This is a genomic window from Prevotella sp. MGM2, assembly GCF_002933955.1.
In the GTDB taxonomy this organism is placed as follows: domain Bacteria; phylum Bacteroidota; class Bacteroidia; order Bacteroidales; family Bacteroidaceae; genus Alloprevotella.
Genome location: NZ_BEWW01000167.1, coordinates 1 through 14313, shown reverse-complemented (window position 1 = coordinate 14313; position 14313 = coordinate 1). Strand labels below are relative to the sequence as shown.

Here is a 14313-nt window from a genome sequence, read left to right as displayed (position 1 = left end):
TATGTGCAACTTTTTACTCATATTTATCAACTTAAATTAATTCCGCCAACGGGTTCCAACAAGTATGAATGTACAGATTGTAATCTTGTGGTAACTGAAATGGTGCTGGAAAATTACTCAAATTTGGATTTACTCAGCATACCCATTAATGCTATCATCAAAGGCGTTCAAGCTCATAATTACAGTGGGCAATTAAGACAAACTAAAGTGGTCATAGTATGAGCAAAAAGAAGCGAAACACATACCGATTTTCAGTCATTGAGCATTATGCTCAGACTATAGAAGTCACGGCATCATCTTGTTTGGAGGCTGATAAAATTGCAAGAGAACTGGCAAGTAAGCTCAGTTTGGGTAAAGATTATACTGAAGGCAATGCTGACATCAATCTGGATAAAATCGTTGAAGTTCAGTTAGACGATGATCGTTCCCCGGAAGATAGGTTGGATGAAATTGCCGAAGAGACTACAGTAAATTGGTATCAAACTATGTTGCCTTGGCAAAGAAAAGAGCTTTCTCAAGAAGAACTTTACAAGTATGCAGAAGAGATGCGGGAAACCCTTGAGCGCATTTTGGATATAACTGGAGAAGTTGATAGAGCCGTCAATCGTATATACCGTACCTAAAAACATCAACAATGAATATTAAACTAAATGACCGGCAGACTAAGTTATTTGAAGATAACTTTAATCGCAAAGCGTATGAACGAGCCAAAAAGCCTATCCAACAAATTGTTTCACAGTCCGAGACTTTTGATGAATTGTGGAGCGGATTAAAAAACTATGAATGTGATGTGGAATTTGAAGATGACTTCACTATTATCTACTGTGAAGTCGAGCTTGACAGGAGTCACATGAAAACAGAAGCAGATTATGTGGGTATTAATTTTGTCATTAAATGGTATGATGAAACTAATACCGGAAAAATCATGACAGCTTCTCTCTATTCTACTGCTCTATCCGGACAGTACATTGCTGACTTGTTATGTGAGATTGACCCAGACACTTGTGAAATTACAGAATGGAAATACGGGGCATAAGATTGTCCTAAAATTGATGACAAGCAGTGATTATCGTCAATAATAAGTAATGAGAAAAAAAGAAACCAATAACCAAACTAAGGTAAAAGGTTTTTATATTAACGAACTAACAAGAGGATTCTTGGGTGATCAAAATGAAGGGCAGATAATGCTCAAAAAAATGGGATTGCCTATTGATACAGTACCTTTCAGTGTTGCTATATTTCTCCAGAATCAAAAAATCTTCTGGATGGATAAGAATGGCAATAAAGCCACTATTTCTTTTAAGCTAAAGCCTAATCAGCTTGAATGTTTTGGTACATACCTTAAAAAGAGAAAATCTATGAGATTGTTCCGAGAATGGGGGAACCATGAAGATCCGGAAGTGATTGCTCGTCTGGAATCAGAAGCCATTGGAGATTGCTGTATGAGATGTATCTACGAAAATTTAATTGAATAATGGGCTGGATAATATTCGTATGTTACCTGATTTACGGAGTAGTTATAAATTTATTCATTCAATTAGAGAAGAACGCTCCTGAAGGAAGTGCTGAAAGAAAAAGAGCTAAAATTATCGTACAATGTCTTATATGGATTGGCATTGGTAGTTTGGGGATTTTCTTCTTATATTGTCTTGGATGGATATGGTATTTCTTCTGTGGAGGATTTCTTCTTTTTGAAGATCAACCATTCTGGGATAAGGTTGTTTGTGGGCTTATCTCTCTTATCCCATTCGGGTTCTTTATCGGCTTCATAATGATATGTTGTGGGTGGGATCCTGATAAATGATTGTTATTTTTAACTTTTATTTACAAACTTTCAAAATCCCGTCTATCTATTATTCTTATGTAACAGACAACAATAACACTAAAATTTGATATATGAAACAGTATCTGGATTTATTGACCCATATCCTTGAACATGGTCATAAAAAGACAGACCGAACTGGTACAGGTACAATCTCTACCTTCGGCTACCAAATGCGATTCGACCTTTCAGAAGGTTTTCCGCTCCTGACTACTAAAAAAGTCCATCTCAAAAGCATCATCCACGAACTACTGTGGTTTCTTGCCGGCGATACCAATGTCAAATATCTTCAAGACAACGGTGTTCGTATCTGGAACGAATGGGCTGACGCAGATGGCGATCTGGGACATATTTATGGTTTTCAATGGCGTAGTTGGCCCGGATATGAAAACAACTCCATAGACCAGATTTCAGAAGCCATCAGCATTATTAAGAATAACCCGGATTCCCGTCGTATCATTGTCAGTGCATGGAATGTGGCAGACCTTTTTGAGATGAATCTGCCTCCATGTCATTGTCTCTTTCAGTTCTATGTTAACGAAGGAAAACTTTCACTTCAGTTATACCAACGTAGTGCCGACAGTTTTCTTGGGGTTCCGTTTAACATTGCCTCTTACGCATTATTAACTATGATGGTTGCTCAGGTGTGTGGACTTCAACCGGGGGAATTTATACACACCCTGGGCGATGCTCATATATATCTGAATCATCTGGAGCAGGTAAGAACACAGTTACAGCGCACTCCTCGACAGTTGCCTAAAATGAATATCAATCCAGCCGTTAAGGACATCTTTCAATTCCGATATGAAGATTTTGAATTGACTGAATATGACCCATATCCCGCCATTAAGGGGGAAGTGTCAGTATAAGCATTTATCAGATACATAACTCAAAATAAGCGACCGGAGAATAAATGACAAGGCAATTTTTTGTAATTTTGCATTGTCTTTCAGTATAACAATAAAACCAAGAGTATGAATAAACAAAGGAGAAACGTACTTCATGCCGTGCTTGATGGTTTAGCAAGGCTGAGAGACCCAGTTCAGAAAGATGAAGCTATCAATATTCTTCAGAAGGCGCAAGTTGATGTTCAAAAGTGTGCTGATGAGGAAGAAGAGGCTCTTGATAATCGACCTGAAGCGTTCCAATGGTCTGCTGGCAATGACGCAATGACAGATAATATATCTGATTTGACTGATGCCAGTGGAGAGTTGGAAGTTCTTATTGACGATTGCCAAAATGCTGATGATTTCGTTTATGAGTCAGTAAAAGGTAGCGTCGTTAAGATAGTAAACAAGATCAAACAAGCAATTCACAGATGAATCAGGAACAACTCGCAGATAGAATCAAATCAGTTAAAGAGGGTGTTGTTTATAGCAGCAACCTCACTTCCTATGCCATTCAGTCCATAGAATCTGGTAGAAGTAACTATCCTGTAGCCAATCTGATTACCTATTGTAATGATGCACATCTAATGCTTACAATGGTAGATTTGGCTACGGAGGATAAATTTCAGCCTCTTTCTGTACTTGATGTGCATAAGATATTAGACTTGTTGATGAAGCGTTATAAGATTGACCATAAACTTGTTTATCGCAAGACTGGAGTTCATTACACTCCACCTAAATCTTTTATCCCGGAAGATCTGGAAAGAATGAAATCTGATAGCGATGGAAAGAAGTATGTGACTCCTCTATCAATCAAAACGCTGTTAGCTGTCTGCGATGTGATTCATTGTGAATTACAGTTTAGTCAAAAGTGATGAACAGCAGTGTCATAGTTATTCAAACAAAATTATGGCAACTAAAAAAGAGGTTCTTGAACAATCTCAGAAAGCTATTGGCGATTTCTTCACATTAGCTAAGTATCTATTGGGAGAAAATGCCCCATACGATATAAACGAAATTCCTAAAGACAGTCCTTTCTATGAAACAGCCAAAGCTATTTCTGATGAATGTGGGCTGGACTGGGAAAATATGTCGCACGAAGATAGCAACCGCGTTATGCTTAATATGCTGTCTGAGTATTTCTGCAACATTCAGCCTGACGAAAAGTATGATGCCATACTAACAATTTCTTTCAAAAAGGTTGATTGATTATGGGTTTAGCCGATACAGTTCAATTTACCTTACGCCCAAAGGATCTGGAGAAAGCGAGTGATTTATTTGGCATTGACTTAGCGATTCTTGACCGGCTTAACGCTCAAAGAATCCTCAATGCTACATATATTCGCAATCTTCTTATCCGGGCTGACTATGAGAGGCTGACCAGCGGCTTGCATTGGTTAGAGCATCAGGATCAAAAATATAATTTTCCTGAAGTCATCAGAGCACTATCTCGTGAATACAATATCAGTCAAGCCAGCATCAGAGACATCCTTCATGGCAGGAATGAATCTCTCTTGTTCTGTAATCGGTGTGGTAAACGCATTGGCAAATCGGTTTATAACAGGACAAAAGGTTTGTGTTCCAACTGTTTTTCAGACAAAATGGAACTCTAATTGATTAAAAGCAGTTTTAATATGAATATGACATTCAAAATCCGTCAATTATGGAAATATTTAAGGGTTCAGGATGATGAGATCTTAATTGTCCGCTCATATAATAAAAGGGCACGTAAAGATGAATATGTCATTGCTGAAGCAACTTCGGACGGCTTAAAAATATCTATAATGTCCGAACTACCCGAACTTCGGTCTGACAGACCATTTCAGATGATTCAGCAACGTGATTCATCGGGTCATCATATAATTCCATCAGTAACTCAACTAATCAAAGATAAAGTTAGTGATTATTAACCATCTCAGATAGGCGTTTTAAGATTTATTAATAAATCTGACGAAGAGCCCTGCACTATTACTTGGTGCAGGGCTTTTTTACGCCCCTAATTGATAAAAGAAAGTATAACATGGCACAAAGAATCAAGACTAATATCAAGTTTCACAAGGGACTTGACAAAGCCGCAGACAAAATATATGGCTTTGTTACCAAATCCAATAAAAGCTGGAGGGGGTGCAATGTCACGGATGAGAAAAAGAAGATTGTATTTGTTGACCCTGCAATCGAGCCAAATATCATTCCTAATATGCTGTATAAATGTTCGCTTGTCCCTATGCGCAATGATCAGGGTTTCATAGCGAAATCAGCCACTCTTATCCAGTTTCCCGGAACCATATCTACTGTTTGTCGTAAAAATGTGTTTGTAGTCAGTGTAAAATTTGGCAACAAAGTTTTCATTTATGATCCGGCAAGCAAAGATCGCCGAAAACGTGATATTAAGTCTATAGCTGATGCTCTCAGAGTTCGTATGGACTTGTTAGATGCTCAGACTGTAACCGAGGACTTTGTGAATAACGCCTGTATGATCAAAAGATTGTACGAACAATCCCAGTCTCATGTTTGAAGAATGTATGTCAAGCAATGAGTTACTGAATGAATATAGGACTGATCTTCCCATCATTCAGGAGAAAACTCTTCGGTTTGATAAGTCCGATTATGTGTCAAGATACCTTTGGAAACGCAGACAACAACCATTAGTTATTATCACCAAGGTCTTTACATCATGCAGCGGCAACCGATATTTAGGGATTTTGGTATATCATCAGTCAGGCATAGGTCAACAGAAGAAATGGGATTGGTCATCTTTCCATATCGGTCTAATGGATACTGAAAAGGGGTTGTGTGCAATCGCTTTCTATACTGAAAGCAAACAAGCTATAAAGTTCACACCTCACTTCTTTCTCAGGTATAAAGAAAGATTTCTATCTGTCTGTGATTGGCAGACAAGAGGGCAACTTTTTTCGACAAAAAGCATACTCGATTTAATTGCCATTTATATGAAGCGCAACCTTACAATGACGTGGATTGAAACCAAGTCTGTATTTCGCAATAAGATTCATATTTTTGGTCCGGTCAATGATGGAGTTGCCTTATTACAGTGGGATAAGCATCGAAAGCTATTACAAGCCAACACATTCGTAACAATGGATATGCTGGATAGTAAACAGTTGCAGATGGTGCGATACGCCCAAATATACATCTCTCTTCCTAAAGCACAAAGAAAAAAATTCCGCTTCCCAGATTTTATTTCTGATGATTGAAAAACAGTATAATCTCATTTAACATGATTAGTCTCAATGAAGGTATAGCCGTCGATGCCGCTCATTCAGTCAAAAATCGAAAGACAGAATTTAGGGGCGTAGATCTTAAAACTGGTAAAACATTGTTTTATTCGGACTTAGGTAATCAGACAATCAATATCGGTGAGTTCCTTGCCATCGTTGAAGCAGTCAAATATATTATCGAACATGACTATCAGCCTAAAATCATCTTTTCGGACAGTAACACGGCAATCAGTTGGTTTAAGAATAAACGTACCGCATCAGGTAAACGTAATGCCAAACTGATGAAAGCCGAAATATATCTCAGGGCTATTGCCTACTGGATTGATGAGATTCAGGTCGTTAAATGGGACAATAAAGCCTGGGGTGAGATACCGGCTGATTTTGGTAATAAGTAAACATTATGAGAACTATCATAGAAATGTATGGTTTAGGTGCAATTCCTATTTCTCACATTTTTGAAGAAGTAGTTGAACCACCACATGAAGTCATTGATGTGGATTATGAAGATATTACAGATCAATGCACCATACCTCAAAACGCCAACTCTACCTCAAATAAAACTTTACTTCTTGAACAACATATAAATTACGAATCTCATGTTAATTCAGATAACAAATAAATGCCATGAAGGATGCGCTCACTGTATGCAATGCTCCAATCCACATGGGGAACACATGGATATGACTACCTTCAAAAATGCTCTAAGATTTGCTCGATTCTTAGGCGTAAGTTCCTACATCATAACTGGTGGAGAGCCAACCGAACATCCTCAATTCTATGAATTTTGTGAGGCTCTTAACCGTTTCATCAAAGGCAGTAAAGTGGTAGGTGGCTTTTCCATCACTTCTAATGGCACATGGTTTCCTGAGCGATATGCTAAAAATATCATAGACTCATTTAGCTACAACGGTGTGCCATGTGGAATAAAAGACATTCAACAAATGATAGCTGATGGCTATATCGCAGGCGCAAAAGAAGCGTTGGCCTCACAATGGAAACGACCTGAAGAGGAAATACCAACTACCAGTCATGCACTAACTTTCATAATGACAGGAGATAAGGGTCAAATAGAAATTGCAAATTGGTTGAACGGTAAATACCAAGGGAGCCTGGCTATGTTGGTTAATCTTGGTAAGGCTCAAATAGTAGCATGGATGGAAATACCGGATATGATGTAACTTTTATGTCTTGCCGTTTCGGAAGTTAAATAGTAAATTAATGAGCAACCATAAATCTCACAAACATCCCCAGACCATCATATTACGATGTTCTTGCTGCCAGGAAGTTAAATATGCGCTTTGTTATTTTAACACCAAAGGAGAAGCTGAATATCACTGTGCATGTGGTTACACCAATAAAGTCAAACTTATTAAATGAAAAAGGAACATAAACGCTATTTGGCATATTTCTTATCCATTGCCATATTTTTCTTATGGTTAGGCGCTCTGTGTGGAGCTGGATTGGCATATCATAGTGCTGAAAAACAATCTGAGAAATACCGTGTAGAAATGGTAAAAGATTCATTGTATTTTGAATTTATCCGGGAATATGACAAAGAACGAAAGCCAAAAAATTGAAGCCTACATCCTTCAGCACTTTCCGATGACCAATAGACAGTTTAGTCAGGCTTTGGAAGTGACAATAGATGTGGTAAGATACCATATTAAAAAATTAGGATTAGAAGGTCAACGCAAGCGTGGAGGAATCAGACGTTATGACGAACTTGTACGAAAAAATTATCCTACTTGTTCAGCATCCATTCTCGCTAAAAAGTTAGGAATTACCCCAAACACCATAAACAGGATTGCCAGGCAAATCGGAATTAAACATAATCCTGATTTTATCAAAGCACCTTATCCCATTAAAGAGAATTTGGTGGGAATGAAATATGGGAAATTGACGGTACAAAAACAGCTTGGCACAAACAAATGGGGTCAAATGGTTTATCAATGCCTCTGTGAATGTGGTAAAATCACTCATTCTACAGCTGGCAATCTCAAGCATAATCACGCAATCTCTTGTGGATGTCAACGCAAACGTAAACAAAAACTAAATTAAATATGGATACACGACTACAAGTAAAAAGCTACGAGCAAACCTGTGGAGCTTGCCCAAGCCAATGGGATATATGGACTACTGATGGTCAATATATCTATGCTCGATACAGGTGGGGTGGATTGACACTTACACTTGAAGTAGGCACACCTAACAGTAGAATTCTTTATACCGAAAACATCGGGGATGGCTGGAATGGTGTTTTGTCAACACAAGAACTGATAGATCATACCAGCTCTGTCTTGGACTGGAGCTTAGTGTCATAATTACTATGCAAGCAAAAGTAAAATCAACTGGAGAAATAATAGAAGTTGAAACAGTCTATGACGAAATGTCTATTGGCAATGTTCACTTCATTGATGCAAGTAATACAAAGTATTTTTTGCAAGAACTTGACTTTATTGATTCTAATTCTGAAGAAACAATAGTGGAAGGTTGGATTGCACTGGATGAATTTGATTTTGGAGATGCGCATCTTCATATTGAAAAGCCGCATTATAAAGACAATCCAATAGCTGATACTGGCGACTATTCCGGCTCATGGGAAAGCAATGGTAAGATTTATACCATTGATAAAAATTTGATTCCAAATCTAACTTGTGACACAGAACCATATAAAGTAAGGATAACTATAACACCATTAGAATTATGAAATATTCAGCCTCAAAATGGCCCATCACCATCATCTATGAAATAGCAGATGACTGGTTTGATGGTATCGACAAAGAAAACCTCAATGATGTTTCCGTAGAAGAATTAGTTCCTCTACATGAAGCTGTTGATGAAGCGGCAGATCTTTTTGTAAAAGCAAAAGGACAAATACTTGCTCGTCAAGAAGCTAAACGTAAACAAAACAACTCTCAAAGTCAGGAACAATGACAGTAAAAGAAAAAGCAGCTCAACTTCTCAGAAAATGGGCTGACAAACTTAATCCACGCTTGGATTATTTGGATTATAGAGAAATGGGCATACCTCAACTCAAGCCCATTCAAAGCGACATACAAACCTTGGCAGTTCAAATTAAATATTCGGCATCTATGTATTTGAGATATAGAAGACGCATAGATAAGTATATTGAAGATGAAATGATTAGCAAAATGATTCAAGAACTAAGAGAGAAAAAACTGATTGCAATCACTTTCGACCGTGGTTTGAATGAAGTGACATATACCGGAACAATCAAAGTCTTGGTTCCTAATGAATAAACTGATGCCTTGGTCAGAAAAAATTCAAGGAGCCAAACTGATGCTCTATCGTCTGCGAGAAAACGGGTGTTTGAATCTCTGTCCTGGTATATCTAAGAAAGATGGCGGTCAAGTTTATCAGAAAGCGATTTATGATTGGCTTATGGAAGATTTGGCACATATCGAACAATATCTTTCAGGGGAACAGCTCTATTTTACTGACCATAAAAGAGATACGAAAGGTAAACTATTATCTTGTAAAGTCACATTAACAAAACCTAAAATAACAAGAAAATAGCCTTGGGCGGCTTTATAAAACCCACAACAAAAACAATGAACCAATATATTCGTACCGAAGTAGTCAAGGCAGAGCCTATGACTTATGAGGAAGCCTATCAGAATGGGCTGATTCCTGAAAACGCCTACATCGAAGAGTATAACGATACTCCAGGATATCACATCATTCATATAGATGGCTATCGTAACTGGAAGCCTAAAAACGTGTTCGATGAAGAATTTGAAGTCGTAGAGGGCATGACATTCGGTTGGGCTATCAAAGCTCTGAAAGCCGGTAAGAAAGTGACTCGTAAAGGCTGGAATGGTAAGGGAATGTTCCTTTGGCTCAAACCAGCCGCAACCGTCAAAGCTGAATGGTGCAAGGATCCCATGCTAAAAGGACTTGCTGAAGCCAATGGCGGCGAAATTGAAGCTTTGGGAACAATCTGTATGTTCACAGCTCAGAAACAGATTCTATCCGGCTGGCTTGCCTCTCAGACCGATATGCTTTCTGAGGACTGGGAAATCGTTACCGAATGAGAATCAAGCTAACCAACCCTGACGCTCTTGATCGTGTAATTGCTAAACTGGATGCGCAATGGCCACTTGGTGAATACAATGAAAATTTTATCAAGTATTGTGTGCCCAGTATCAAAGAGCGTCTTGCCAAAGGTGAAGTTATATTTCTTGAATCCGTTATTGACAATACCAATTTCGGAGTATGTCAGGTGCTTTCCTATTGGTCTCTCAATGATGTGCCAACTGATGAAGAATACCTCAAACAAGATAATGAACAATCCTGAAATCTTTTTCATCAATCAAGAAACTGGTGAAAAGGTAAAACTGAATGGAATATCCTCAGTTTCACTCTCATCGGAAGGGTATGAAACTCCAGTCAATATTCACAATGCCTATAATTTTGAGTGTAATCTGAAAATAGATCCTCTTGATGAAGAAGCAAAGAGATTATTGTTTGGGGATCCAGCATTTCAAACAGCTCGTAGGCTTACTAATGAACTGAATGACCTCGTTGAAGAATATCATGCACCGGGCAATCCGCGTAGAGAGCGAAGAGCTATTAAGCGTGAATTTGACAAGATATTCAAAATCTTCTGCAAGCATTGCAAAGCCAATAATATTGAGATTGGTTTTACCAAGACCAATAAATAATTTAATCGGGGCAGTCAGTAAGTTGATTGCCCCGATTAATTTTTAGAACTTCATTGCAGCCAGTACCTTGTTTCGACTGGTCGTATCACCTTGATTATTGTAGTATATCTTCTCACAGTTCTCCACACTTGTTCCCATCATATTCGCCACATAGAGCACCGGCACACCTTTGCTGATGTAGTAAGTGATGGAGGTATGTCGGAAAGTATAGGTATGCAGTGAGAAAGTACACCCCAGCGCCTTTCCAACCTTTTTCAACCAATAATTCAACTTCCCTATAAAGTGTTTTATATCGCCATTGTTAGTGCCTTGAGTTCGTATTTTTTCCTCACTACGAATGGGGAATATGTATCCATCCTTGGATAATCTTCTCCAGCGCATCATAATACGGTCAAGCTCCGTATTGATAGGCACGGCACATGGAACCACCTGCTTCTCAGCAATCTTTCGACGCTTGAACACAAAGTGACTGACACCTCCAATCTTTTGAATGTTGGAGTATTTCAGGGCGATGGCATCACATGCCGACTGACCGGTATAGAGAATGAACAAACAGAAGTCTCGATACAGCTCATTGAGAGGAGAGCTGGAAATCTCATTCAGATTCATTGAAGCAAACTGCTTGCATTGTTCCGGGGTGAGAGTATTGCATTTTTCAACGCTCCATTTGGTCTTTCTGACCCAGTTACACTTCTTGAAGTCATCTAACTTCAGAAGTCCATCCGTATCAGCTTTTGATATAACTGCATGGAGCATCTTGGAAATATAGATACGCCCCTTACCTTTGCGGGATTTTTCAACCCATGTTAGGATCCCTTCTACAAACCCCGGAGTAATATCTGAGATCAGCAGTTTTTCGTATTTGATTTTCTTGGTCTTGCAGAACTCCTGAATACGTCTCTCCAGTTTCTCATATCCTTCAAAGCTGCCTTTGATGGTGCCGTCTGCGTGTTTACATTCATTCAGCCTACTAATGATAATGTGAATGAAATGCTGAAGGGTCATTCCATCTGTTGCTTCCGTTGCCTCTTCCATAGCGGCTATCATACCAAAGACACTACCGGTCCAGTTGATAGCCATCTCATCATACTTCTGTCGGAACTGAACGAGAATAGCATTGTTCTCATTGCTGAAGGGGCAGCTCGGTATAAAGAGCTGCTTCTGTTGGTTCCAGTGCTTTTTCTGGATAGCACCTTTCAGCAGTTTCGTGACGTTAATAAACTTGGTCTCACCGTCCTGATAGAGACGGAGCCTGAGCTGGAAACCTTTCGTTCCGAAGCGTTGATAGTTGATTGTAATCATACGTTGCTTTTAATCAGTTAGCAAATCGTGCTTCTGTCCGTCACAGATTATGCACATCGTTAACTGTTCTAAGCCGTAACACTGCTCAAAAGCCCCATAGTGTACAGGGTTTTGTCCGGACTTTGGGTAGGCTAATCCAAAGTTAATCAATTATATAATAAGAAAACCAGTTGCCCCTTGGTGTACAGGGTAAACTGGTTTTCATCATAGTGCGGAGAGAGAGGGACTAAAACCTTTGAAACGCTATGATTCCATGAAAAGCCAAAATCACGAAATTTCAGCACATTAGCCCCTATCATATCACAAAATGACATGATACAATGCCATACAATGCCATAAATACGGCAAAATATCGTGTACAAATTCGTGTACGTGGTTTTTACGTTGATATATTCGTGTACCATCATAAATTGTCAAACCGGGACATTGCCCGTTCTTTCAATTCATCGACAATTTTAACGTATGGTTTCATTGCCGAAAAATCATTGTGTCCCGTCCACTTCATTATCACCTCACTTGGGATTCCGAGCTGCAAGGCGGTAACAACAAACGTGCGCCGCCCGCAATGGGTGGTGAGCAACGCCCACTTGGGGAACACTTCTTCATGCCGGACATTCCCTTGGAAATATACAATCCTTATCGGTTCATCAATGCCGCACACTTGCCCCAAGATTTTCAAATGTGCATTCATTTTTGTATTAGCAATCACAGGCAGAGCCAAATCACCGCGCAATGTTTTGTCTTTGTATTTGTCAAGGATGGATTGTGAATGCTTGTTCAACTCAATGCGCAAGCCATCCACGGTCTTTTGTGTTACAACATCAATGAATCCATCTTTAACATCCGTTTTTCTCAATTTGGCAACATCCGAATATCGTAACCCGGTGAAGCAACAGAACAAGAAAACATCCCGGACTTGTTCAAGTGCCTTTTGTGTCGGCAAGAATTGGTAATTCTCCAGCAACTTGATTTCGGCTTGGGTCAAATAGATAATTTCCTTTGAATTGCCGTCCGTCCCTTTCAATTTTGGTTTGAATGTGTCGTGAATATCACCATCATAATATCCTTTTGATGCAGCCCAACGGAAAAACCAACGCACAAATGCAAGATGCTTGGCGATGGTGGTGTTTCGGAATCCTTGCTTGTTCAGATAGCCAAGATATGCTTGCATCTTTGATTCTGTAATTTGCGGGAAAGACAACTTGGGGTCAAAGTCTTTCAAGTGTCTTTTCAAGGCTGCAAACTTTTCGTGTGTTGCATCCGTCCATTGATTTTGCTTGCCCATCGTGTCCGTGAAGATGTCAAACACGGTAAACAGATTGTCGCCGGGATTCGGCACACTTTCATTCGTCTTTGTCTTGCGCCCGACCATATCATTGAAAAGGTCTTTGATTTCCCCAACGGTCGGAACACGCTTTTCAAGTAATTCATACCGGGCAAAGATTTCATTGATGTTGGCTTTCCATTCATCAATGGTGCGGTTGATTGCAGATGCCCCCGGTGCAGCACTCAAAGCGTGTTGTGTGGTCGTGTCCCATTGTTCAATATCAATATCAAGCCTTGTCGGGAAATCAATAGGAGTTTGACCGCGCAAAGTGACACGCATTCGGATGGATGCTTTTGTGTCCCTTGAATGCCGTTTGTGCAATATGAATTTTACGCCCCACTGAATTTTCATTGCTTTTCCGTTTTAAGAATCTTTCCCCGACCAAGCAACAACCATTCAGCCGACACACCAAAATCCGAACAGAGAGCCGCCAGCGCGTCAATATCAATCATTTTATACGTTGATTCCTCAATGGGTTTATCCAACGCATTCTTAATGCGTGAATACTTTGTGCGATTCAACTTGTGTTCTTCACAAAATCCTTTCAAGCCATTCACCTTTTCCGATGCAATAGCCAAATCCAACGCTTGAAAGAATCTGCGTTGAATTTCAAAGGCACGGGGATTTATGCTTTTCTTCATCGTAAAAGTCTTGCCTTAATTGTTGAACTTGAATTTTGTGTGCGACCTTTTATTTTCATTGTCGCAATGTAGGAATCATTCAAAACACCGAAATCAAAGGCGATGTCAAGATTCCATCCTTTCGGTTCTGTAATATGGGCAATCTTTGTTTCGGCATTATATACCCATTCCCCTTGTTTTATGATTTCCTTTTCCCCGGATTCATTTACGGTGTATTGCGTGAATATATTGGGATAGGCAAATTCATAATATGCGCAATCCCCGGTGTCTGATATATCCACAAAGTACCCATCGGAACACAAATAAGCATATTGAAACCATGTTCCGGCAATATCGGACAATACGGTTTGGGGTTCTTCAGGGTCAAGCCGAAAACACGGTGCATGAATTTTGAGAAAAGTGTTAAATTTGTG

General features: G+C 39.3%; 29 protein-coding genes. 25 read left to right on the top strand and 4 right to left on the bottom strand.

Annotated elements, in window-relative coordinates; genetic code table 11:
• The 25 genes from C5S62_RS13815 to C5S62_RS03930 all read left to right on the top strand — a co-directional run.
• The coding region (locus C5S62_RS13815; RefSeq protein WP_223301130.1) for a hypothetical protein at positions 1-222 on the top strand (222 nt) is incomplete at its 5' end.
• On the top strand, positions 219-623 hold the full coding sequence (locus tag C5S62_RS04050; protein ID WP_104404168.1) for a hypothetical protein: 405 nt from the start codon (positions 219-221) through the stop codon (positions 621-623). The genes C5S62_RS13815 and C5S62_RS04050, both read left to right, overlap by 4 nt.
• 11 nt (positions 624-634) lie before the next feature.
• Positions 635-1036, top strand: a complete 402-nt coding sequence (locus C5S62_RS04045) for a hypothetical protein (RefSeq protein ID WP_104404167.1) — start codon at positions 635-637, stop codon at positions 1034-1036.
• Positions 1037-1085: 49 nt separating this feature from the next.
• Positions 1086-1475, top strand: coding sequence for a hypothetical protein (locus tag C5S62_RS04040; protein ID WP_104404166.1), 390 nt, complete (start codon positions 1086-1088; stop codon positions 1473-1475).
• Positions 1475-1804, top strand: a complete 330-nt coding sequence (locus C5S62_RS04035; protein WP_104404165.1) for a hypothetical protein — start codon at positions 1475-1477, stop codon at positions 1802-1804. The genes C5S62_RS04040 and C5S62_RS04035 overlap by 1 nt, the downstream gene beginning before the upstream one ends.
• A gap of 92 nt (positions 1805-1896) precedes the next feature.
• Positions 1897-2691 carry a thymidylate synthase gene (locus tag C5S62_RS04030; protein WP_104404164.1) on the top strand — a complete coding sequence of 265 codons (795 nt, stop codon included), beginning with the start codon at positions 1897-1899 and terminating at the stop codon, positions 2689-2691.
• A 105-nt stretch (positions 2692-2796) separates the two neighbouring features.
• Positions 2797-3144, top strand: a complete 348-nt coding sequence (locus C5S62_RS04025) for a hypothetical protein (protein WP_104404163.1) — start codon at positions 2797-2799, stop codon at positions 3142-3144.
• Positions 3141-3584, top strand: coding sequence for a hypothetical protein (locus tag C5S62_RS04020; protein ID WP_104404162.1), 444 nt, complete (start codon positions 3141-3143; stop codon positions 3582-3584). Before C5S62_RS04025 ends, C5S62_RS04020 begins: the two co-directional genes overlap by 4 nt.
• A gap of 34 nt (positions 3585-3618) precedes the next feature.
• Positions 3619-3918 carry a hypothetical protein gene (locus C5S62_RS04015; protein WP_104404161.1) on the top strand — a complete coding sequence of 100 codons (300 nt, stop codon included), beginning with the start codon at positions 3619-3621 and terminating at the stop codon, positions 3916-3918.
• Between the two features lie 2 nt (positions 3919-3920).
• Positions 3921-4322: a hypothetical protein gene (locus C5S62_RS04010; protein WP_104404160.1), complete on the top strand. Its 402-nt coding sequence runs from the start codon at positions 3921-3923 to the stop codon at positions 4320-4322.
• A gap of 21 nt (positions 4323-4343) precedes the next feature.
• Complete coding sequence (locus C5S62_RS04005; RefSeq protein WP_104404159.1) at positions 4344-4619, top strand: hypothetical protein; 276 nt, start codon at positions 4344-4346, stop codon at positions 4617-4619.
• A gap of 110 nt (positions 4620-4729) precedes the next feature.
• Positions 4730-5224 carry a hypothetical protein gene (locus tag C5S62_RS04000; protein ID WP_104404158.1) on the top strand — a complete coding sequence of 165 codons (495 nt, stop codon included), beginning with the start codon at positions 4730-4732 and terminating at the stop codon, positions 5222-5224.
• Entirely contained in the window at positions 5217-5921 is a 705-nt protein-coding gene (locus C5S62_RS03995) for a hypothetical protein (RefSeq protein ID WP_104404157.1), read from the top strand. The genes C5S62_RS04000 and C5S62_RS03995 overlap by 8 nt, the downstream gene beginning before the upstream one ends.
• Positions 5922-5944: 23 nt before the next feature.
• Positions 5945-6340 carry a reverse transcriptase-like protein gene (locus tag C5S62_RS03990; protein WP_104404156.1) on the top strand — a complete coding sequence of 132 codons (396 nt, stop codon included), beginning with the start codon at positions 5945-5947 and terminating at the stop codon, positions 6338-6340.
• 5 nt (positions 6341-6345) lie between these two features.
• Entirely contained in the window at positions 6346-6564 is a 219-nt protein-coding gene (locus C5S62_RS03985) for a hypothetical protein (RefSeq protein WP_133159488.1), read from the top strand.
• Positions 6542-7123, top strand: coding sequence for a radical SAM protein (locus tag C5S62_RS03980; protein WP_104404154.1), 582 nt, complete (start codon positions 6542-6544; stop codon positions 7121-7123). Before C5S62_RS03985 ends, C5S62_RS03980 begins: the two co-directional genes overlap by 23 nt.
• Positions 7124-7318: 195 nt before the next feature.
• Positions 7319-7522, top strand: coding sequence for a hypothetical protein (locus C5S62_RS03975; RefSeq protein WP_104404153.1), 204 nt, complete (start codon positions 7319-7321; stop codon positions 7520-7522).
• Positions 7494-8003, top strand: a complete 510-nt coding sequence (locus tag C5S62_RS03970; RefSeq protein ID WP_133159487.1) for a helix-turn-helix transcriptional regulator — start codon at positions 7494-7496, stop codon at positions 8001-8003. Before C5S62_RS03975 ends, C5S62_RS03970 begins: the two co-directional genes overlap by 29 nt.
• Before the next feature lie 268 nt (positions 8004-8271).
• The gene (locus C5S62_RS03960; protein WP_104404150.1) at positions 8272-8652 is read left to right on the top strand and encodes a hypothetical protein; all 381 of its coding nucleotides are present in this window, start codon (positions 8272-8274) and stop codon (positions 8650-8652) included.
• The gene (locus C5S62_RS03955; RefSeq protein WP_104404149.1) at positions 8649-8879 is read left to right on the top strand and encodes a hypothetical protein; all 231 of its coding nucleotides are present in this window, start codon (positions 8649-8651) and stop codon (positions 8877-8879) included. Before C5S62_RS03960 ends, C5S62_RS03955 begins: the two co-directional genes overlap by 4 nt.
• Entirely contained in the window at positions 8876-9205 is a 330-nt protein-coding gene (locus tag C5S62_RS03950) for a hypothetical protein (RefSeq protein WP_104404148.1), read from the top strand. Before C5S62_RS03955 ends, C5S62_RS03950 begins: the two co-directional genes overlap by 4 nt.
• Positions 9198-9482 (top strand): hypothetical protein, encoded by a 285-nt coding sequence (locus C5S62_RS03945; protein WP_104404147.1) that lies wholly within the window; start codon positions 9198-9200, stop codon positions 9480-9482. Before C5S62_RS03950 ends, C5S62_RS03945 begins: the two co-directional genes overlap by 8 nt.
• A 35-nt stretch (positions 9483-9517) precedes the next feature.
• Positions 9518-10000, top strand: coding sequence for a DUF2829 domain-containing protein (locus tag C5S62_RS03940; protein WP_133159486.1), 483 nt, complete (start codon positions 9518-9520; stop codon positions 9998-10000).
• Positions 9997-10263 (top strand): hypothetical protein, encoded by a 267-nt coding sequence (locus tag C5S62_RS03935; RefSeq protein ID WP_104404145.1) that lies wholly within the window; start codon positions 9997-9999, stop codon positions 10261-10263. Before C5S62_RS03940 ends, C5S62_RS03935 begins: the two co-directional genes overlap by 4 nt.
• Positions 10250-10630, top strand: coding sequence for a hypothetical protein (locus tag C5S62_RS03930; RefSeq protein WP_104404144.1), 381 nt, complete (start codon positions 10250-10252; stop codon positions 10628-10630). The genes C5S62_RS03935 and C5S62_RS03930 overlap by 14 nt, the downstream gene beginning before the upstream one ends.
• A 42-nt stretch (positions 10631-10672) precedes the next feature.
• Here C5S62_RS03930 and C5S62_RS03925 read toward each other — a convergent pair whose 3' ends face one another.
• From C5S62_RS03925 to C5S62_RS03905, 4 genes are all read right to left on the bottom strand, one after another.
• Positions 10673-11932 carry a tyrosine-type recombinase/integrase gene (locus C5S62_RS03925; protein WP_104404143.1) on the bottom strand — a complete coding sequence of 420 codons (1260 nt, stop codon included), beginning with the start codon at positions 11930-11932 and terminating at the stop codon, positions 10673-10675.
• Between the two features lie 403 nt (positions 11933-12335).
• Complete coding sequence (locus C5S62_RS03915) at positions 12336-13610, bottom strand: phage integrase SAM-like domain-containing protein (protein ID WP_104404141.1); 1275 nt, start codon at positions 13608-13610, stop codon at positions 12336-12338.
• Positions 13607-13900, bottom strand: a complete 294-nt coding sequence (locus C5S62_RS03910; protein WP_104404140.1) for a hypothetical protein — start codon at positions 13898-13900, stop codon at positions 13607-13609. The genes C5S62_RS03915 and C5S62_RS03910 overlap by 4 nt, the downstream gene beginning before the upstream one ends.
• The gene (locus C5S62_RS03905; protein ID WP_133159485.1) at positions 13897-14241 is read right to left on the bottom strand and encodes a hypothetical protein; all 345 of its coding nucleotides are present in this window, start codon (positions 14239-14241) and stop codon (positions 13897-13899) included. Before C5S62_RS03905 ends, C5S62_RS03910 begins: the two co-directional genes overlap by 4 nt.
• Positions 14242-14313: the final 72 nt, after the last annotated feature.

Excerpts from the sequence above, each read along its gene's own strand:
- C5S62_RS04050 (WP_104404168.1), top strand. The coding sequence starts at position 219 with ATGAGCAAAAAGAAGCGAAACACATACCGATTTTCAGTCATTGAGCAT.
- C5S62_RS04020 (WP_104404162.1), top strand. The coding sequence starts at position 3,141 with ATGAATCAGGAACAACTCGCAGATAGAATCAAATCAGTTAAAGAGGGT.
- C5S62_RS03985 (WP_133159488.1), top strand. The coding sequence starts at position 6,346 with ATGAGAACTATCATAGAAATGTATGGTTTAGGTGCAATTCCTATTTCT.
- C5S62_RS04025 (WP_104404163.1), top strand. The coding sequence starts at position 2,797 with ATGAATAAACAAAGGAGAAACGTACTTCATGCCGTGCTTGATGGTTTA.
- C5S62_RS04005 (WP_104404159.1), top strand. The coding sequence starts at position 4,344 with ATGAATATGACATTCAAAATCCGTCAATTATGGAAATATTTAAGGGTT.
- C5S62_RS04030 (WP_104404164.1), top strand. The coding sequence starts at position 1,897 with ATGAAACAGTATCTGGATTTATTGACCCATATCCTTGAACATGGTCAT.
- C5S62_RS03925 (WP_104404143.1), bottom strand. The coding sequence starts at position 11,932 with ATGATTACAATCAACTATCAACGCTTCGGAACGAAAGGTTTCCAGCTC.
- C5S62_RS03950 (WP_104404148.1), top strand. The coding sequence starts at position 8,876 with ATGACAGTAAAAGAAAAAGCAGCTCAACTTCTCAGAAAATGGGCTGAC.
- C5S62_RS03915 (WP_104404141.1), bottom strand. The coding sequence starts at position 13,610 with ATGAAAATTCAGTGGGGCGTAAAATTCATATTGCACAAACGGCATTCA.
- C5S62_RS03975 (WP_104404153.1), top strand. The coding sequence starts at position 7,319 with ATGAAAAAGGAACATAAACGCTATTTGGCATATTTCTTATCCATTGCC.
- C5S62_RS03935 (WP_104404145.1), top strand. The coding sequence starts at position 9,997 with ATGAGAATCAAGCTAACCAACCCTGACGCTCTTGATCGTGTAATTGCT.
- C5S62_RS03970 (WP_133159487.1), top strand. The coding sequence starts at position 7,494 with ATGACAAAGAACGAAAGCCAAAAAATTGAAGCCTACATCCTTCAGCAC.
- C5S62_RS04010 (WP_104404160.1), top strand. The coding sequence starts at position 3,921 with ATGGGTTTAGCCGATACAGTTCAATTTACCTTACGCCCAAAGGATCTG.
- C5S62_RS03945 (WP_104404147.1), top strand. The coding sequence starts at position 9,198 with ATGAATAAACTGATGCCTTGGTCAGAAAAAATTCAAGGAGCCAAACTG.
- C5S62_RS03995 (WP_104404157.1), top strand. The coding sequence starts at position 5,217 with ATGTTTGAAGAATGTATGTCAAGCAATGAGTTACTGAATGAATATAGG.
- C5S62_RS03955 (WP_104404149.1), top strand. The coding sequence starts at position 8,649 with ATGAAATATTCAGCCTCAAAATGGCCCATCACCATCATCTATGAAATA.
- C5S62_RS04040 (WP_104404166.1), top strand. The coding sequence starts at position 1,086 with ATGAGAAAAAAAGAAACCAATAACCAAACTAAGGTAAAAGGTTTTTAT.
- C5S62_RS03980 (WP_104404154.1), top strand. The coding sequence starts at position 6,542 with ATGTTAATTCAGATAACAAATAAATGCCATGAAGGATGCGCTCACTGT.
- C5S62_RS04035 (WP_104404165.1), top strand. The coding sequence starts at position 1,475 with ATGGGCTGGATAATATTCGTATGTTACCTGATTTACGGAGTAGTTATA.
- C5S62_RS04015 (WP_104404161.1), top strand. The coding sequence starts at position 3,619 with ATGGCAACTAAAAAAGAGGTTCTTGAACAATCTCAGAAAGCTATTGGC.
- C5S62_RS04045 (WP_104404167.1), top strand. The coding sequence starts at position 635 with ATGAATATTAAACTAAATGACCGGCAGACTAAGTTATTTGAAGATAAC.
- C5S62_RS03940 (WP_133159486.1), top strand. The coding sequence starts at position 9,518 with ATGAACCAATATATTCGTACCGAAGTAGTCAAGGCAGAGCCTATGACT.
- C5S62_RS04000 (WP_104404158.1), top strand. The coding sequence starts at position 4,730 with ATGGCACAAAGAATCAAGACTAATATCAAGTTTCACAAGGGACTTGAC.
- C5S62_RS03960 (WP_104404150.1), top strand. The coding sequence starts at position 8,272 with ATGCAAGCAAAAGTAAAATCAACTGGAGAAATAATAGAAGTTGAAACA.
- C5S62_RS03930 (WP_104404144.1), top strand. The coding sequence starts at position 10,250 with ATGAACAATCCTGAAATCTTTTTCATCAATCAAGAAACTGGTGAAAAG.
- C5S62_RS03990 (WP_104404156.1), top strand. The coding sequence starts at position 5,945 with ATGATTAGTCTCAATGAAGGTATAGCCGTCGATGCCGCTCATTCAGTC.
- C5S62_RS03910 (WP_104404140.1), bottom strand. The coding sequence starts at position 13,900 with ATGAAGAAAAGCATAAATCCCCGTGCCTTTGAAATTCAACGCAGATTC.